1 protein-coding gene (running past one end of the window) is annotated in these 19,697 nt (G+C 70.2%); it reads right to left on the bottom strand.

Features of this window, described 5'->3' with window-relative positions:
• On the bottom strand, positions 1 to 19,694 hold the 5' portion of the coding sequence (locus tag D7X74_RS00715) for a non-ribosomal peptide synthetase (RefSeq protein ID WP_120530955.1). It extends 12,964 nt beyond the left edge of the window; only the first 19,694 of its 32,658 coding nucleotides appear in the window; the start codon lies at positions 19,692 to 19,694; its stop codon lies off the left edge, out of view.
• Positions 19,695 to 19,697: the final 3 nt, after the last annotated feature.

Raw genomic sequence — 19,697 nt, forward strand, 5'->3', positions numbered from 1 at the left:
GCACGGCCCTGCGAATGCGCCTCGTACCGCGCCACCACTTCCCTCACCAGCACACCCATCGACCAGCCGTCCGACACGATGTGGTGCATCACCAGCACCAGCACGTGCTCTTCCTCCGTCAGCCTCAGCAGCGTCGCCCTCAACAGCGGGCCCTGCTCCAGGTTGAACGGGCGCTGGATCTCCTCTTCGACCCACCGCTGCGCCGTGGCGTCACGCTCCGCAGCCAGCTCGCTGACATCGAGCAGAAGGAAGGATTGGGCCGGCGCCTCCGCGATGACCTGCACCGGCTCGCCGCCCTCTGCGCGGAACGTCGTGCGCAGCGATTCGTGCCGGCGTACCAGCTCGCGGAAGCTGGTCTCCAGCGCCGTGGTGTCCAGGCGCCCCGTGAGTTTCACCACCGAGGGCACGTTGTAGAAGGAACTGCCCGGCTCCAGTTGATCCAGGAACCACAGCCGCTGCTGCGCGAACGACAACGGCAGTGGCTTGTCCCGAGGCGCTCCCCTCAGTGGCGGTGCTCGGACCGCGGACTCCTCCTGCCCAAGTTTCTCTTCGATGCGCAGGGCCAGCTTCTCCACCGTGGACGCCTCGAAGACGTCGCGCAGGGGGAGCTCCACACGCAACTCTTCCCTCACCCTCGACACCAACTGCGTCGCCAGCAGTGAGTGCCCGCCCAGTTCGAAGAAGTCTCCGTCCAGGCTGATGTGCTCGACGTTCAGCACGTTGGCGAAGATGGCCGCCAGCTTCTGCTCGGTGTCCGTGCGCGGTGCCACGAAGCGCTCGGGCTCCGGGCTTCGGGCCTCCGGCGCGGGCAGCGCCTTGCGGTCCACCTTGCCGTTGGGCGTCAGCGGCAGCGCGTCCAGCACCACGTACGCCGACGGCACCATGTACTCCGGCAGCCACTGCTTCACGTGATTGCGCAGGGCGCTGGCCTCCAGCTCCGCGCCCTCCTCCGCAGTCACGTACGCCACCAGTCGCTTGCCTTCGGCTCCGTCGTCTCGGGCCACCACCACGGCCTCGCTGACTCCGGCGAGTTGGCTCAGCGCCGATTCCACTTCACCCAGCTCGATGCGGTAGCCCCGCACCTTCACCTGCGTGTCCTTGCGGCCTGTGAACTCCAGCGTGCCGCTGCTCAGCCACCGCACCATGTCCCCCGTGCGGTACAGCCGTGCTCCTTCCGTGAAGGGGTTCGGGACGAAGCGCTCCGCGGTCAACTCGGGGCGGCCGACATATCCGACGGCCAAGCCCTCTCCGCCCACGTACAGCTCGCCCGGCACTCCCACCGGCACCGGCTGCATCGTCGCGTCCAACACGTATGCCGTCGTGTTCGGAATCGGCCGGCCGATGGACACCGTCGTGCCCACTTCCTCCGCCGTCTCCATCCGGTGCGTGCTGGAGAACGTCGTGTTCTCCGTCGGGCCGTACCCGTTGATGAGCACGCCGCCTGCGGCAAGCCGCTCCTTCACGCGGCCCACCGGCAGCACGTCTCCTCCGGCCAGCACCTGCTTCACCTTCGCCAGGGCTTGTGGCTGCCGCGCCTGCATCTGCTCGAAGAGCGCCGCCGTCAGCCACAGCGACGTGATGCTTGCCTGCTCCAGCTTGCGGCCCAACTCCTCCAGCGACGGCGTCCCCGCCGGGTACACCACCAGCTTCGACCCGTGCAGCAGCGCGCCCCACACCTCCAGCGTCGAGGCGTCAAACGAGATGGGGGCCAGTTGCAGCCACACCTCTTCCGGTCCGAAGTGCGCGAAGTCCGTTCCCAGCAACAGTCGGGACACCGCCCGGTGCGGCACGCCTACGCCCTTGGGCTGGCCCGTGCTTCCCGACGTGAACATCACGTACGCCAGATTGCCGCCGACGACACTCGGGCTCGGATTGCTCTCAGGATGGCGCGCGATGGCACCCCACTCGGTGTCCACGCTCACCACCAGCTCGCCACCCGACGCCACCTCGTCCGCCAGCTTCTCCTGGGCGACCAGCAGCGCGACTCCGGCTTCGCGCTTCATCCACGAGAGGCGCTCCAGCGGGTAGCTCGCATCCAGCGGGACGTACACGCCTCCCGCCTTCAGGATGCCCAGCACACTCACCACCAGCTCCAGCGAGCGCTCCACGCACAGGCCCACCCTTACCTCGGGCCCCACTCCCATCAACCGCAAGTGGTGCGCCAGCTGGTTGGCCCGCCGGTTCAGCTCTCCGTACGTCAGCCGCTCGCCTTCGTACTCCACGGCCACCGCTTCCGGCGTCTTCAACACCTGCGCTTCGAACAGCTCCGGCAGCGACCTCTCTCGCGGGTACTCCGCCGCACTGCCACTCCACTCCCGCACCAGCCGCTGCTGCTCAGCCGCCTCCATCAGCGGCAGTTCCCGCAGCCGCTTCTCTGGCGTCCTCACCGCCTCTTCGAGCAACACGCGCAGATGCCCCAACAGGCGCTGCATCGTCGCGGCTTCGTACAGGTCGCTGTTGTAGTTCACCGCCGCCACCACGCCTTGCGGCACCTCCTCCACCACCAGTGACAGGTCGAACTTCGACGTCTTCCCTTCCGACTCCACTCCCGCGAGTCGCAGCCCCCGCGCGAGCTTCACCTCCGTCACTGGCGTGTTCTGCAGCGTCAACGTCACCTGGAACAGCGGACTGCGGCTCAAGTCACGCTCGGGTCGCAGTTCCTCCACCAGCTTCTCGAACGGCACCTCCTGGTGCGCGTACGCGCCCAGCGTCGCCTCACGCGTCCGCGCCAGCAGCTCACGGAAGCTCTGCCCGGGCGTCAGCTTCGCTCGCAGCACCAGCATGTTGGCGAAGAAGCCGATCAGCCCCTCCGTCTCCCCGTGCGTGCGCCCCGCGATGGGCGCGCCCACGCTCACGTCCTCCTGCCCCGCGTAGCGCGACAGCACCGTCTGGAACGCCGCCAGCAACACCATGAACGGGGTTGCCCGCTCACGCCGGCCGAGCACCTCCAGGTCACGCCACAGCGCCCTGGGCCACAGCACATGCCGCAGCTCTCCGCGATACGTCTGCACCGCCGGACGTGGCTTGTCCGTGGGCAACTCCAGCGCGGCCGGGGCTCCCTCCAGCCGCTGCTTCCAGTAGCCGAGCTGAGCCTCCAGGACCTCGCCCTTCAGCCACTCGCGCTGCCAGACCGCGTAGTCCGCGTACTGCACCGCGAGCTCCGGCAGCGGCGCCGCACGCCCCAGCGAGAAGGCCTCGTAGAGCGCGGCCACCTCGCGGACGAGCACGTTCATCGACCAGCCGTCCGACACGATGTGGTGCATCATCAGCACCAGCACGTGCTCCTGACTCCCGAGCCGCAGCAGGGTGGTCCGCAGCAGCGGCCCCTTCTCCAGGTCGAACGGTCGGAGGGACTCGGCTTCCGCGCGGCGCCGGGCCTCCTGCTCACGCTCGGCTCCCGGCAATCCACCCAGATCCACCAACTCCAGCGCGACCCGGCCCGCGGGCGAAATGACCTGCACGGGCAGACCGCCCTCGGAGCGGAACGTCGTCCGCAGGGATTCGTGGCGGCGCACCAGCGCTTCAAACCCACGCTCCAGTGCGACCACATCCAGCGGCCCCGTCAGCCTCACCACCGCCGGCACATTGTAGAAGGCACTGCCGGAGGCGAGCTGCTCCAGGAACCACAGCCGCTGCTGCGCGAACGACAGCGGCAGGACGGCCTTGCGGTCCGCCCTCGGCTTCAGCGGAGGCGCCACGAAAGCCGCGTCGGACCGCGCCGAGCGATCCACCCGTTCGGCGAGCATCGCCACCGTCGGCGCTTCGAAGAGTTCCCGCAGGGGCAGCTCGATCCCGAAGGCACCCCGGATCCGTGAGATGGCCTGCGTCGCCAACAGTGAGTGCCCACCCAGCTCGAAGAAGCCGGCGTGGACGCCCACCCGCTCCAGCCCCAGGACCTCCGCGAAGAGACCCGCCAGGACCTTTTCCGTGGCCGTGCGCGGTGCGACGAAGGCCTCTGGCTCCGTGGCCTGGAAGTCCGGTGCCGGCAGCGCTCCCCGGTCCACCTTGCCGTTGGGCGTCAGGGGCAGCGCCTCCAGCACCACGAAGGCCTGCGGCACCATATAGTCGGGCAGCGTGCGGCCCAGGTAGTCGCGGAGGGCCTCGGCCTCCAGGGACCGGCCCGGCTTCGGCACGGCGTACGCCACCAGGCGCTTGCCGCCCGTCACGGCCTCGCGCGCGACCACCACCGCCTCACGCACGTCGGGGTGCCGCTCCAGCGCGGCTTCCACCTCTCCCGGCTCCACGCGGTAGCCGCGGACCTTGAGCTGGTGATCCACGCGACCGAGGAACTCCACCCGGCCCTCCGCCAGCAGGCGGACCCGATCCCCCGTGCGGTACATCCGCGCTCCCGGCACGTCCGAGTGCGCATCCGGCACGAAGCGCTCGGCCGTCAGGTCCGGGCGGCCCAGGTATCCCCGGCCCACCGCGCTCCCGCCAATGCACAGCTCTCCCGGGATGCCCGCGGGCACCGGGCGCAGGTGCGCGTCCAGGACGTAGATGCGCGCATTGGGAATGGGCCGGCCGAGCGGTACGGACGCGGACACGCGCCCCTCCGTGCCGCGCTCCACCCGCTGCGTGAGCACGCCCACCGTCGTCTCGGTGGGCCCGTAGTGGTTGAACACCACCAGCTCCGGCGACAGCGCGTGCACCCGGTCGATCAGCGCCCAGTCGGAGACATCGCCGCCCAGCACCAGGCGCTGGCGCGGCAACACCCGCTCGGGGTTCCCGGACGCCAGGAGCGCCTGCAGGTGCGCGGGGACGATCTTCAGGCAGTCCACCGACTCGTGCTCGAAGAGCGCGGCCAGCGCGGACGGATCCGACGCACGCTCGCGCGACACGAGGTGCAGCGCGCCACCACGGCAGAGCGTCGGGAACACGGCGGTGTGGCCCAGGTCCGCGGCCAGCGTGGACACGGAGGCGAACGACGCGCCTTCCGGAAGCTCCAGCCGTTGCGACACGCCTTGTACGTAGTTGACGAGCTGCCGGTGCTCGATGGCCACGCCCTTCGGTCGGCCCGTGGAGCCGGATGTGAAGATGACGTAGGCGAGGTTCTCCGGGGCCGCCGTGGGCACCGGGCTGCCTTCACTCCGCTCCATCAGGCGGCCCGCGTCCGCATCCAGGCGGATCACCGCTCCGCCGTCCCAGCCCAGGGCTTCCGCCAGCGCCGACTGCGTGACGAGCACCCGCGCCCCCGCGTCCGCGAGCACACCCCGGAGGCGTTCAGCGGGAAACGCGAGGTCCAGGGGCACGTAGGCGCCGCCTGACTTGAGGATGCCCCACAGGCCCACCAGGGCACTGGCCGAGCGGTCCAGGTACAGGCCCACCACGACGTCCGGGCCTACGCCCAGCGAGCGCAGGTGGTGCGCCAACTGGTTGGCTCGTAGGTTCAGCTCGCGGTACGTCAGGCGCGAGTCCTCGGCCACGACGGCGAGCGCATCCGGGGTCCGCTCCACCTGAGCCTCGAAGAGGGCCTGGACGGTAGCGGGCGCGAAGGGAGTGCGGGTGTCGTTCCACGCCACGAGCACCCGGCGCTGCTCGTCCTCGCCCAGCAGCGGCAGCTCCGCCAGCCGGACGTCGGGAGTCCGCAGGGCGGCCTCCAGCAGTACGCGCAGGTGCCCGAGCAGCCGGTCCATCGTCCCGGGCTCGAAGAGGTCGCTGTTGTACACGGCGCTGACCGAGAGCCCTTGCGGCGTCTCGGTCAGCTCCAGCGTCAGGTCGAACTTCGACGTCCGGGCCTCCCCGTCCATCCCCTCCAGGGTGAGGCCCGGCAGGCGCAGCTCCACCGTGGGCGTGTTCTGCAGGATGAACATCACCTGGAAGAGCGGACTGCGGCTCAGGTCGCGGTCTGGCTTGAGTTCCTCCACCAGCCGCTCGAAGGGGATGTCCTGATGCGCATACGCCCCGAGCGTCGTCTCCCGCACCTGCGCCAGCAGCTCACGGAACGTGGGGTTGCCACCGAGCCGTGCCCGCAGCACCAGGGTGTTGATGAAGAAGCCGATGAGCCCTTCTGTCTCGGCCCGGGTGCGATTGGCGATGGGAGAACCCACGCACACGTCGTCCTGTCCCGAGTACCGCGACAGCACCGTCTGGAACGCCGCCAGCACCACCATGAAGGGCGTCGAGCCCTCCCGGTGCGCGAGCGTCTTGACCGATTCCCACAGCGCATGGGGCCACCGGACGTCGCGGCTGTCGCCCCGGAACGTCTGGACCGCGGGGCGCGGTCTGTCCGTCGGAAGCTCCAACGCACGGGGCGCTCCCTGGATCTGTTCCTTCCACCAGGCAAGCTGGGCTTCCAGCACCTCGCCCTGGAGCCACTCGCGCTGCCACACCGCGTAGTCCGCGTACTGGAGGGGAAGCTCGGGCAGCGGCGACGGCAGGCCCTGCGAGCACGCCTCGTAGAGCGCGGCCACCTCGCGGACGAGGACGCCCATCGACCAGCCGTCCGACACAATGTGGTGCATCACCAGCACCAGCACGTGCTCCTGCTCCGACAGCTTCAGCAGCACCGTGCGCAGCAGCGGCCCCTGCTCCAGACTGAACGGGAGCGAGGCCTCCTGGCCGACCCGACGCTGCGCCTCCGTGGTGCGCTCGGCCGCTGGCAGTCCACTCAGGTCCACGACGGGCAGCCGCACCCGCGAGTCCTGGGAGGTGCGCTGCACGGGCGCTCCGCCCTCGGCATGGAACGTCGTGCGCAGGGATTCATGGCGATGTACCAACGCGTCGAAGGCGTGCTCCAGCGCGTCGACCCGCACCGTTCCCGTCAACTTCACCGCCACCGGGATGTTGTAGGACGGGCTGCCTGGCTCCAGCTGATCCAGGAACCACAGCCGCTGCTGCGCGAACGACAGTGGCAGCGCGTCCGTGCGCGGCACCCGCTTCAGCGGTGGCACCTGGAGGCCCGGCGCGAGGGTGAGCACGCCTTCCAGCCACCGGGACAGCTTCTCGACCGTGGGGGATTCGAAGACGTCCCGGAGCGGCAGCTCCACCTGGAACACTTCGCGCACACGAGATACCAGCTGTGTCGCCAGCAGCGAGTGACCGCCCAGTTCGAAGAAGTCTCCGTCCAGACCGACGCGCTCCACCTTCAGCACTTCGGCGAAGATGGCTGCCAGCTTCTGCTCGATGGTCGTGCGCGGTGGAATGAACCGCGCGCTCGCAGTGCCCTCCGCGTCCGGTGCGGGCAGGGCCTTGCGGTCCACCTTGCCGTTGGGCGTCAGGGGCAGTGCATCCAGCACCACGTACGCCGACGGCACCATGTACTCCGGCAACCGCTGCTTCACGTGACTCCGAAGCTCGCTGGCTTCCAGTTCCGCTCCTGCGCGGACCGTCACGTATGCCACCAGCCGCTTGCCCTCGGCTCCGTCGTCTCGGGCCACCACCACGGCCTCACTGACTCCGACGGACTGGCTCAACGCCGATTCCACTTCGCCCAGCTCGATGCGGTAGCCCCGCACCTTCACCTGCGTGTCCCTGCGGCCCACGAACTCCAGCGTGCCGTCGCTCAGCCACCGCACCATGTCTCCCGTGCGGTACAGCCGTGCTCCTTCCGCGAAGGGATTGGGGACGAAGCGCTCCGCCGTCAGTTCTGGGCGGCCGACGTATCCGACAGCCAAGCCCTCTCCGCCCACGTACAGCTCACCGGGCACTCCCACCGGTACTGGCTGCATCGCTCCGTCCAGCACGTACGCCGTCGTGTTCTGGATGGGCTGACCGATGGACACCGTCGTGCCTGCCTCTTCGGGCCCCTCCATCCGGTGCGTGCTGGAGAACGTCGTGTTCTCCGTCGGGCCATATCCGTTGATGAGCACGCCGCCTGCGGCAAGCCGCTCCTTCACGCGGCCCACCGGCAGCACGTCTCCTCCGGCCAGCACCTGCTTCACCTTCGCCAGGGCCTGCGGCTGCCGCGCCTGCATCTGCTCGAAGAGCGCCGCCGTCAGCCACAGCGACGTGATGCCCGCCTCCTCCAGCTTACGGCCCAGCTCCTCCAGCGACGGCGTTCCCGCCGGGTACACCACCAGCTTCGCTCCGTGCAGCAGCGCGCCCCACACTTCCAACGTCGACGCGTCGAAGGAGATGGGTGCCAACTGCAGCCACACCTCCTCTGGCCCGAAGCGCGCGAAGTCCGTTCCCAGCACCAGCCGCGACACCGCCCGGTGCGGCACGCCCACGCCCTTCGGCTGGCCCGTGCTTCCCGACGTGAACATCACGTACGCCAGGTTGCCGCCGCCGGCACTCGGGCTCGGATTGCTCTCAGGGTGGCGCGCGATGGCACCCCACTCGGTGTCCACGCTCACCACCAGCTCGCCGCCCGACGCCACCTCGTCCGCCAGCTTCTCCTGGGCGACCAGCAGCGCGACTCCGGCTTCGCGCTTCATCCACGCCAAACGCTCCAGCGGGTAGCTGGCATCCAGCGGGACGTACACGCCTCCTGCCTTCAGGATGCCCAGCACGCTCACCACCAACTCCAGCGAGCGCTCCACGCACAGGCCCACCCTCACCTCGGGCCCTACTCCCATCCCCTTCAGGTGGTGCGCCAGTTGATTGGCCCGTCGGTTCAGCTCCCCGTACGTCAGCCGCTGCGCCCCGTACTCCACCGCCACCGCGTCCGGCGTCTTCAACACCTGCGCTTCAAAGAGAACAGACAGGCTGGAGTCACGCGGATAGGCCACCGCCGTGCCGCTCCAGGCCTTTACCAGTCGCTGCTGCTCAGCCGCCTCCATCAGCGGCAGTTCCCACAGCCGCTGCTCCGGACGCGCGACCGCCTCCGTGAGCAACACGCGCAGGTGCCCCATCAGCCGGCGCATCGTCTGCGCTTCGTACAGGTCGCTGTTGTAGTTCACCGCCACGGCGAGTCCGTGCGGCGCCTCTTCGACCAGCAGTGACAGGTCGAACTTCGAGGTCTTCTCCTCGGAGTCCATGCCCTTCAGCGTCAGCTCCCGCAGACGGAACTCGGACGCGGGGGTGTTCTGCAACGTCAACGTCACCTGGAACAGCGGGCCCCGGCTCAGGTCGCGCTCCGGATGGAGTTCTTCCACCAGCTTCTCGAACGGCACGTCCTGGTGCGCGTACGCCCCCAGCGTCACCTCGCGCACCCGCGCCAGCAGCTCACGGAAGCTCTGTCCGGGCGACAGCTTCGTGCGCAGCACCAGCGTGTTGACGAAGAAGCCGATGAGCCCTTCCGTCTCCTCGCGCGTACGGCCCGCGATGGGCGCGCCCACGCTCACGTCGTCCTGCCCTGCGTAGCGCGACAGCACCGTCTGGAACGCCGCCAGCAACACCATGAAGGGCGTCGCACCCTCCTTCTGCCCGAGCGCCTTCACCGCGGCCCACAGCTCCGCCGGCCACATCGCTTCCAGCAGACCGCCGTGGAACGTCTGCATCGCCGGACGCGGCTTGTCCGTGGGCAGCTCCAACGCCCGCGGTGCCCCTTCCAAGTGCTGGCGCCAGTACGCGAGCTGCGTCTCCAGCACCTCACCCTTCAGCCACGTGTGCTGCCAGACCGCGTAGTCGCCGTACTGGAGCGGCAGCTCCGGCAGCGGCGAGCGCTGTCCCTGGGCCAGCGCCTCGTAGAGCGCCGCCACCTCACGCACGAGGATGCCCATGGACCACTCGTCCGACACGATGTGGTGCATCACCAGCACCAGCACGTGCTCCCGTTCGCGCAGGCGCAGGAGCGTGGCCCGCAGCAACGGCCCCTTCTTCAAATCGAAGGGACGTTGGGCCTCCTCCTCGGCCCACCGCTTCGCCTCCGCGTCGCGGCCTGCTTCCGGCACCTCCTCCAGCGACACCACCGCGAAGGCGAGCTCCGGCTCCGGCGCGATGACCTGCACCGGCGTGCCGCCCTCGGCGCGGAACGTGGTGCGCAGCGATTCATGCCGGCGCACCAGTTCCTCGAAGCTCCACTCCAACGCGCGCGCATCCAGCGGCCCGGTCAGCTTCACCCCCGCGGGCACGTTGTAGAAGGCGCTCCCGGGCTGGAGCTGATCCAGGAACCAGAGGCGCTGCTGCGCGAACGACAGCGGCAGCTCACGGGCGTGTGACTGCGACTGACTCCGGGGCACCACCGGCAGTCCGGGCCCGCGCCGCTGGGCCTTGTCCACCCGCAGCGCCAGCTCGGCCACCGTCGGCGCTTCAAACAGCTCTCGCAGCGCCAGCTCCACCCGGAACGTCGATCGCACCCTCGACACGAGCTGGGTCGCCAGCAGCGAGTGCCCCCCCAATTCGAAGAAGCCGTCGTGCACGCCCACGCGCTCGACGCCGAGCAGCCGGCTGAAGAACCCGGACAGCAGCTCCTCGGTGGGCGTACGCGGTGCGATGTACTCGCGCTCGGTGACGTCCACGTCCGGCGCGGGCAGGGCCTTGCGGTCCACCTTTCCGTTCGGCAGCAGTGGCAGGGATGCCAGGACCACGAAACGCGAGGGCACCATGGGCGGTGGCAGGCGCCGGCCCAGGTGGGTCCGCAGCTCCGCTGCGTCCAGTCCGTCCGCGCCTTCCGTGGACGGGGCTGGTGTCCTGGAGACGCGAGGCACCACGTAGGCCACGAGCCTCGTGTCACCCGGCACGTCCTCGCGCGCCACCACCACCGCGACGCGCACGGCCGGGTGCTCCGCCAGCACCGCTTCCACCTCGGCCAGTTCGATGCGGTAGCCCCGCACCTTCACCTGCGTGTCCACCCGGCCCAGGAATTCCAGCGTGCCGCCCGCGAGCCAGCGCGCCCGGTCTCCGGTGCGGTACAGCCGTGCGCCCGGATCTCCTCCGAAGGTGTCCGGCCCGAAGCGCTCCGCCGTCAGGTCCGGACGGCCCACGTAGCCGCGCGCCAGCCCCTCGCCGCCGATGAACAGCTCTCCAGGGACTCCTGCGGGAACCGGCTGGCCCCGGGTGTCCAGCACGTACGCCCGCGTGTTCCCGATGGGACGGCCAATGGGCACGGTGGGGCCTTCGCCCGGATCGCCTCCGAGCCACGCCGTCGCGTCGACGGTGGTTTCGGTGGGCCCATAGGCATTGACGAAGAGCGTGGACGGCAGGCGCTCATTCACCTGGCGGACGAACTCCACCGGGAGCGCCTCGCCTCCGGACAGCAACACGCGCAGGCCCGCCGCGCGCTCCACGCGCGCATCCTCCAGCAGGACGCGGAGCTGCGACGGCACGAGTTGGAGCACCGTCACCCGCAGGCGCTCCAACGAGGCCAGCAGGGCGTCCGTGTCGCTCTCCGCCTCGGCCGGCGGGAGCACCAGCCGGGAGCCGGACACCAGCGTGGCCAGCACCTCCGGCACCGAGGCGTCGAAGCCGAGCGAGGCCTTCTGCAGCACCCGGTCCTCGCCCCCCAGCGCCAGCGCGGCGCTGTACCACGCCGTGTGTCGCGCGAGCGCGCGGTGGGAGACGAGCACGCCCTTGGGACGGCCCGTGGAGCCGGAGGTGAAGAGGACATAGGCGGCGTTGTCCGCCACCACTCCGGAATCCCACGCCTCGAAGGACGCTGGCTCCAGGTACTCGTCGAGCAACACCACGGGCGTCGCGCTCGCGGGCAGCACGTCCCGCAGGGCGCGCTGGGTGAGCAGCACCGCGGGCCTGGCGTCCTCCAGCATGAGGGCCAGGCGTTCGCTCGGAGCGTCCGGCTCCAGCGGCACCCAGGCACCACCTGCCTCCAGGATGGCGAGGAGCCCCACCACCATCTCGGGCGAGCGGCGGGCGCACAGGCCCACGCGCACCTCGGGCCCCACGCCGAGCTTCCGCAGGTGTCCGGCCAGCGAGCGCGACCGGGCCATCAGCTCCGCGTAGGTGAGCTGCCCTTCGTCCCAGGAGAGCGCCACGGCCTCCGGGATGCGGGCCGCGAGCGCCGCCACCTGCACGTGCACGGGCGTGTCGCGGGGGTACTCCAATGAGGTGTCGTTCCACTCCACGAGCAGCCGGTGTCGTTCCTCGGACGACAGCAGCGGCAATCCGGCCAGGCGCTGCTCCGGCGTGGCCACCGCAGCTTCCAGCAACGTGACCCAGTGCGCGGCCATGCGCTGGACGGTGGCGGGCTCGAAGAGGTCGGAGTTGTACTCGAACACCCCGCCGAAGCCGTCCGCCTGGTCCTCCAGCGCCAGCGTCAGGAAGAACTTCGCGGCGCCCAGCTCCATGTCCATCGCGCTCATTTCGAGCCCGGGCAGCAACGCCTCCGGCATGGGCGTGTTCAGCAGGGAGAACATCACCTGGAACAGCGGCGAGTGGCCGAGGCTGCGCTCCGGCTGGAGCTCCTCCACGAGCTGCTCGAAGGGAACGTCCTGGTGCGCGTAGGCACCGAGCGCGACGTCCTTCACCTCCCGCAGCAAGGAGAGGAACGGCTTCTCCGCGGACGGACGGGCCCGCAGCGCCAGCGTGTTGACGAAGAAGCCGATGAGCCCTTCCGTCTCCGCGCGGTTGCGGCCCGCGACGGGCACACCCACGACGAGGTCATCCTGGCCCGAGTAGCGGGACAACAGCGCCTGGAAGCCCGCGAGCAGCACCATGAAGGCCGTGGCGCCTTCCCGCTGGGCCAGGGCCTTCACCGCCGAGGAAGTGGCCTGGGACAGGCGCACCGGGACGGTGGCTCCCCGGAAGGTCTGCATCGCCGGCAGCGGCCGGTCGGTAGGGAGCGCGAGCACCTGGGGCGCGCCCGCGAGCTGCTGCCGCCACCAGTCGAGCTGACGTCGAAGCGCGCCACTTCTCAGCCAGGCGCGCTGCCAGGCGGCGAAGTCGGCGTACTGCACCTCCAGCTCGGGCAACGGTGAGGGCCGCCCTTCGCGGAACGCTCCGTAGAGCGCGGAGAGCTCCCGGACGATGACGCCCATGGACCAACCGTCCGAGACGATGTGGTGCATGTTCGCGAGCAGCACGTGCTCCTGCTCCGAGCGCTTCAGCAGGCGCGTGCGGAGCAGTGGACCGCTGGAGAGGTCGAACGCGCGGAGCGATTCCTCGTGGAGCAGTCGGTGGACTTCCTCCTCGGCCTGTTCCGGGGGAAACGAGGACAGGTCCACCACCATCAAGGTGAACACGGGAGGATGGGAGATGATCTGCACCGGCGTGCCGCCCTCGGTGCGGAACGTCGTGCGGAGCACCTCGTGCCTGCGCACCAGCTCGCGCAGGGCATGTTCCAGGGCGTCCACGTGCAGCTCACCCGACAGCCGGATGGCCAGGGGGATGTTGTAGAGGGGGCTGCCCGGCTCGAGCTGGTCGAGGAACCACAGCCGCTGCTGCGCGAACGACAGTGGCAGCGCGCCCAGGCGCGGCATCCGCTTCAGCGGCGGTGCCTGGACTGCCGCGATTCCCGCCTGGGTTTGCTCCACCCGGAGGGCCAGCTTCTCCACCGTGGGGGATTCGAAGACGTCTCGCAGGGGTAGCTCCACCTGGAACGCTTCGCGCACGCGTGACACCAACTGTGTCGCCAGCAGCGAGTGTCCGCCCAGTTCGAAGAAGTCTCCGTCCAGACCCACCTGCGCGGTGTTCAGCACCTCGGTGAAGATGGCTGCGAGCTTCTGCTCGGTAACCGTGCGCGGTGCCACGAAACGCTCGGGCTCCGGGCTTCGGGCCTCCGGCGCGGGCAGCGCCTTGCGGTCGACCTTGCCGTTGGGCGTCAGCGGCAGCGCATCCAGCACCACGTACGCCGACGGCACCATGTACTCCGGCAGCCGCTGCTTCACGTGATTGCGCAGGGCGCTGGCTTCCAGCTCCGCGCCCGCCTGCGCCGTCACGTACGCCACCAGCCGCTTGCCTTCGGCTCCGTCGTCTCGGGCCACCACCACGGCCTCACTGACTCCGGCGGATTGGCTCAGCGCCGCTTCCACTTCGCCCAGCTCGATGCGGTAGCCCCGCACCTTCACCTGCGTGTCCTTGCGGCCCGTGAACTCCAGCGTGCCGTTGCTCAGCCACCGCACCACGTCGCCCGTGCGGTACAGCCGCGCTCCTTCCGCGAAGGGGTTCGGGACGAAGCGCTCCGCTGTCAACTCGGGGCGGCCGACATATCCGACGGCCAGACCCTCTCCGCCCACGTACAGCTCGCCCGGCACTCCCACCGGCACCGGCCGCATCGTCCCGTCCAGCACGTACGCCGTCGTGTTCGGAATCGGCCGACCGATGGACACCGTCGTGCCTACTTCATCGGGCCCCTCCATCCGGTGCGTGCTGGAGAACGTCGTGTTCTCCGTCGGGCCGTACCCGTTGATGAGCACGCCTCCCGAGGCAAGCCGCTCCTTCACCCGGCCCACCGGCAGCACGTCTCCACCGGCCAGCACCTGCTTCACCTTCGCCAGGGCTTGCGGCTGACGCGCTTGCATCTGCTCGAAGAGCGCCGCCGTCAGCCACAGCGACGTGATGCCCGCCTCCTCCAGCTTGCGGCCCAGCTCCTCCAGCGACGGCGTCCCCGCCGGGTACACCACCAGCTTCGCTCCGTGCAGCAGCGCGCCCCACACTTCCAGCGTCGAGGCGTCGAACGAAATGGGCGCCAGTTGCAGCCACACCTCTTCCGGTCCGAAGCGCGCGAAGTCCGTTCCCAGCAACAGCCGCGACACCGCCCGGTGCGGCACGCCCACGCCCTTCGGCTGGCCCGTGCTTCCCGACGTGAACATCACGTACGCCAGGTTGCCGCCGCCGACACTCGGGCCCAGGTTGCTCTCCGGTTGGCGTGCAATGGCACCCCACTCGGTGTCCACGCTCACCACCAGCTCGCCGCCCGACGCCACCTCGTCCGCCAGCTTCTCCTGGGCGACCAGCAGCGCGACTCCGGCCTCTCGCTTCATCCACGAGAGGCGCTCCAGTGGGTAGCTCGCATCCAGCGGGACGTACACGCCTCCTGCCTTCAGGATGCCCAGCACGCTCACCACCAACTCCAGCGAGCGCTCCACGCACAGGCCCACTCTCACCTCGGGCCCCACTCCCATGGACCGCAAGTGGTGCGCCAGCTGGTTGGCCCGCCGGTTCAGCTCCCCGTACGTCAGCCGCTGCGCCCCGTACTCCACCGCCACCGCGTCCGGCGTCTTCAGCACCTGCGCTTCGAACAGCTCCGGCAGCGACTTCTCGCGCGGGTATTCCGACGCGCTGCCGCTCCACTCCTTCACCAGCCGCTGCTGCTCCTCCGGCCCCATCAACGGCAACTCCCACAGCCGTTGCTCCGGACGTGCGACCGCCGCCTCCAACAGCACCTTCAAGTGCCCGAGCATCCGGTCCATCGTCCCGGCCTCGAACAGGTCGCTGTTGTAGTTGACCATCGCGACCACGCCGTCCTGCACCTCCTCCACCACCAGCGACAGGTCGAACTTCGACGTCTTCTCCTCCGCCTCCATCCCCTTGAGGGTGAGGCCCAGCAGCCGGACCTCGGACGCGGGGGTGTTCTGCAGCGTCAACGTCACCTGGAAGAACGGGCTGCGGCTCAGGTCGCGTTCGGGCCGGAGCTCCTCCACCAGCTTCTCGAACGACACGTCCTGGTGCGCGTACGCGCCCAGCGTCACCTCACGCACCTGCGCCAACAGTTCACGGAAGCGCTGCCCGGGTGCCAGCTTCGCCCGCAGCACCAGCGTGTTGACGAAGAAGCCGATGAGCCCCTCGGTTTCCGAGTGCGTACGGCCCGCGATGGGCGCGCCCACGCTCACGTCCTCTTGCCCCGCGTAGCGCGACAGCACCGTCTGGAACGCCGCCAGCAACACCATGAACGGCGTCGCACCCTCGCGCCGACCGAGCGCCTCCACCTCGCGCCACAGCGTCTTGGGCCACCGCACGAGCCGGTTCGCGCCCCGGAACGTCTGCGCCACGGGGCGTGGCTTGTCGGTGGGCAACTCCAGCGCTCGCGGCACCCCTTCCAGTTGCTGGCGCCAGTACGCGAGCTGCGTCTCCAGCACCTCGCCCTTCAGCCACTCGCGCTGCCATACCGCGAAGTCCGGGTACTGCACGGGCAGCTCCGGCAGCGGCGACGGCAGGCCCCGCGACAGGGCCTCGTACAGCGCGGACACCTCGCGCACGAGGATGCCCATGGACCAGTAGTCCGACACGATGTGGTGCATCACCAGCACCAGTACGTGCTCCTGCTCGGACACCTTCAGCAGCACCGTGCGCAGCAGCGGCCCCTGCTCCAGCAGGAACGGGCGACGCACTTCTTCCTCGGCCCGGGCCTTCGCCGCGGCCTCGCGTTCGCCCTCGGGCAGCGAGCCCAGGTCCACGACCTCCAGCGGCACCCGGGCCTCGGAGGTGATGAACTGCACGGGCGAGCCGCCCTCGGTGCGGAAGGTGGTGCGCAGCGATTCATGCCGCAGCACCAGTGACTCGAAGCTCTGCTCCAGCGCACGTACGTCCAGCGCACCCGTCATGCGCACCGGGGCCCAGAGGTTGTACGACGTGTTCGTCGGATCGAGCTGCGCGAGGAACCACAGGCGCTGCTGCGCGAACGACAGCGGAGCCGTGCCGTCCTCGCGCGCCGTCCGCTTCAGCGGAGGCGCCTGGATGCCCGCGACAGCCACCACCCTCGCGATCCGCTCCGCCAGCGCCGCCACCGTGGGCGACTCGAAGACGTCGCGCAGCGGCAGGTCCACCCGGAAGGCCTCGCGCACCCGCGCGACCAACTGCATGGCCAGCAGCGAGTGGCCGCCCACCTCGAAGAAGTTGTCGTAGAGGCCCACCGATTCCAGGCGCAGCACCTCCGCCCAGAAGCCCGCCAGCATCTGCTCCGCTGGCGTGCGCGGCGCGACGTGCGCCTGCTTCCGGGGCTCCCGCACCGCCTCCGGCGCGGGCAGGGCCTTGCGGTCCACCTTCCCATTCGGAAGCAGCGGCAGCCGCTCCAGCACCACCACCGCCTGCGGCACCATGAACCGGGGCAACCGCTGATCCAGCCCCGCGCGGACGTCGCCGCCCTCCAGCGCCTGCCCGTCGCGAGCCACCACGTAGGCCACCAGCCGCTTGTCGCCCGGAGCATCCTCGCGCACCACCACGAGGGCCTCGCGCACGCCCGGCTGCCCGAGCAGCGCGGCCTCCACCTCGCCCGGTTCGATGCGATGGCCCCGCACCTTCACCTGCGTGTCGCCACGGCCCAGGTACTCCAGGACGCCGTCCCGCCTCCAGCGCGCCTTGTCGCCGGTGCGGTACAGCCGCTCTCCGTCTCCGAACGGGCCCGGCACGAAGCGCTCCGCCGTCAGCTCCGGCCGGCCCAGGTAGCCGCGCGCCACGCCTTCGCCGCCGACGTACAGCTCTCCCGTCACGCCCGCCGGAACAGGCTCCCGCTCACCATCGAGCACGTAGATCCGGACGTTGTTCAGCGGCCGGCCGATGGCCACTTCCCGCCCGGGCTCCTCGGGCCCGGCGGACAGATCCACCGACGTGGCCACCGCCGTCACCTCGGTGAGTCCGTAGGTGTTCAGCAGGGGCACCGTGCTCCCCACGCGGCGGCGCCACTGCGCCACCCGCTCGGGCACCGCCCGCTCGCCACCGATGACCACCCACTTCAACCCTGGAGGCAGCCGGGCCTTGCCCGCGTCCAGGCTCGCCGTCACCTCGTGCCAGAAGGCCGTGGGCAGGTTGAGCTGGGTGATGCCCGCCGCCTCGCACCGGGCCAGGAACGCGTCCGGTACGTCCAGCATCTCCGGAGTGCGCAGCACCAGCGTGCCGCCCCGCGTGAGGCATGGGTAGATCTCCTCCGCGCTCGTGTCCCAACTGATGGACGCGAACTGGAGCACCCGGTCTCCCGGCTCCACCGGGCAGATGCGCCACTCCGCCCGGATGAAGCTCGTCAGCGAGCGGTGCTGCACCACCACGCCCTTCGGACGTCCCGTGGAGCCCGACGTGTACAGCACGTACGCCGCTGCCTCCGGCGGGACCTCCACGCCCGGCGCCGTCGCATCGCCCACCTGCCTGAGCGATTCCACGTCCAGCCACACACAGCCCGGCGCCCCGCCCAGCTTCTCGCGGAACGACTCGCGCGACACCACCACGCGCGCGCCGCTGTCCTCCAACATGAAGCCCAGCCGCTCCGTCGGGTACTCCGGATCCAGCGGCACGTAGGCACCGCCCGCCTTGAGCACGCCCAGGAGCGCCGCCAGCATCTCCACCGAGCGCTCCACGCACACGGCCACCCGGGACTCCAGCCCCACCCCATGCTCCCGCAGCCGCCTCGCCACGCGGTTCGCCCGCGCATCCAGCTCGCGGTACGTCACGGACTCGGGGCCTGAGACCACGGCCGTGGCCTCCGGCGTCCTCGCCACCTGCGCCTCGAACAGCGCATGGGCCCGGGCGTCGCGAGGCAGGGCTTCGCTCGCCCCGTTCCACTCCACCAGCAGCCGGTGACGCTCCGACGCCCGGAGCAACGGCAGGGCCTCCATCGCGCGGTCGGGAGACTCCACCGCCGCGTCGAGCAGCGACTCCAGGTGGCTCAACATCCCCTCGATGGTGGCCGCGTCGAACAGGTCCGCGTTGTACGTTGCCGCCAGCGTGATGCCTTCGGGGCCTCGCGCCATCATCAGCGTCAGGTCCAGCTCCGTGCTCGTCACGTCCGCGTCGAGCATCCGCACAACCAGCCCCGGCACCTCGCGGACCCGAGGCAGCGCATCCAACTGCCCGAAGAGCACCTGGAACATCGGCGCGCGCGTCAGGTCGCGCTCCACACCCAGCGCCTTCAGCAGCGGCTCGAACGGGACGTGCGGGTGCGCGAAGGCCTCCACCGTGCCCGCCTTCGCGCGGCGCAGCAGCTCGCGGAAGTCCGGGCGGCCTGACAGGTCCGCGCGCAGCACCAGCGGTTCGAAGAAGAGGCCGATGAGCCCCTCCGTCTCCTTCCGGCTCCGGTTCGCGTATGGGGCACCGATGAGCAGGTCCTGCTGTCCGCTGTACCGGGACAGCAGCGCCTGGAGCCCGGCCAACACGGACATGAAGAGCGTGGCGCCCTCGTTCCGCGCCAATGCCTCCAGCCGCTCCACCAACGTCAGGGGCAGCACGGCCTTGCGCTGCTCCGCCCTCCCCGTCGCCGAGCGCCTGGGTCGATCCGTGGGCAGGTCCAGTTCGTGCGGCGCGCCCTCCAGCCGCTTGCGCCAGAACTCGAGGTGCGCGTCCAACGCCTCACCGCGCAACTGCCCCCGCTGCCACGCCGCGTAGTCCGCGTACTGGAGCGGCAGCTCCGGCAGCGGAGAGGGCTGGCCCTGGGAGAAGGCCGCATGGAGCGCCACCACCTCGTGGGTGAGCACGCCCATGGACCAGCCGTCGGAGATGATGTGATGCACCACCACCAGGAGCACGTGCCGCTCCGGCGTCACCCGCAGCAGCACCACCCGGACCAGCGGGCCGCGCGCCAGGTCGAATGGCGTCTGCATCTCCCGCTGGATGCGCTGGCGCACCGCGGCCTCACGCTCCTCCGCCGGGACGTCCTCCAGCCCTTCCACGGTGAAGGGAAGCCGGGCTTGCGCTTCCACGAGCTGCACCGGCGTTCCGGACACCTCACCGAAGTGCGTGCGCAGTGCTTCATGGCGGCGCGCCACCTCCTGGAAGCTGCGCTCCAGCACGGCCACGTCCAGGCGCCCCGACAGCTCCACCACCAGCGGCAGGTTGTAGGCCGGGAGCCCGGGAGAGAGCTGCTCCAGGAACCACATGCGCTGCTGGGAGAACGTCAGCGGCAGCGCGGGCCGGGGCTTCTTCTCCAAACGCTTCGCGAGCAGCGCGAGCTTCTCCTCGCGCGTGAGCGTGGGCTTCTTGTCCGTCTCGTTCCCCATGGC

Origin of the sequence: Corallococcus sp. CA047B, assembly GCF_003612065.1 — a bacterium.
GTDB lineage: Bacteria > Myxococcota > Myxococcia > Myxococcales > Myxococcaceae > Corallococcus > Corallococcus praedator.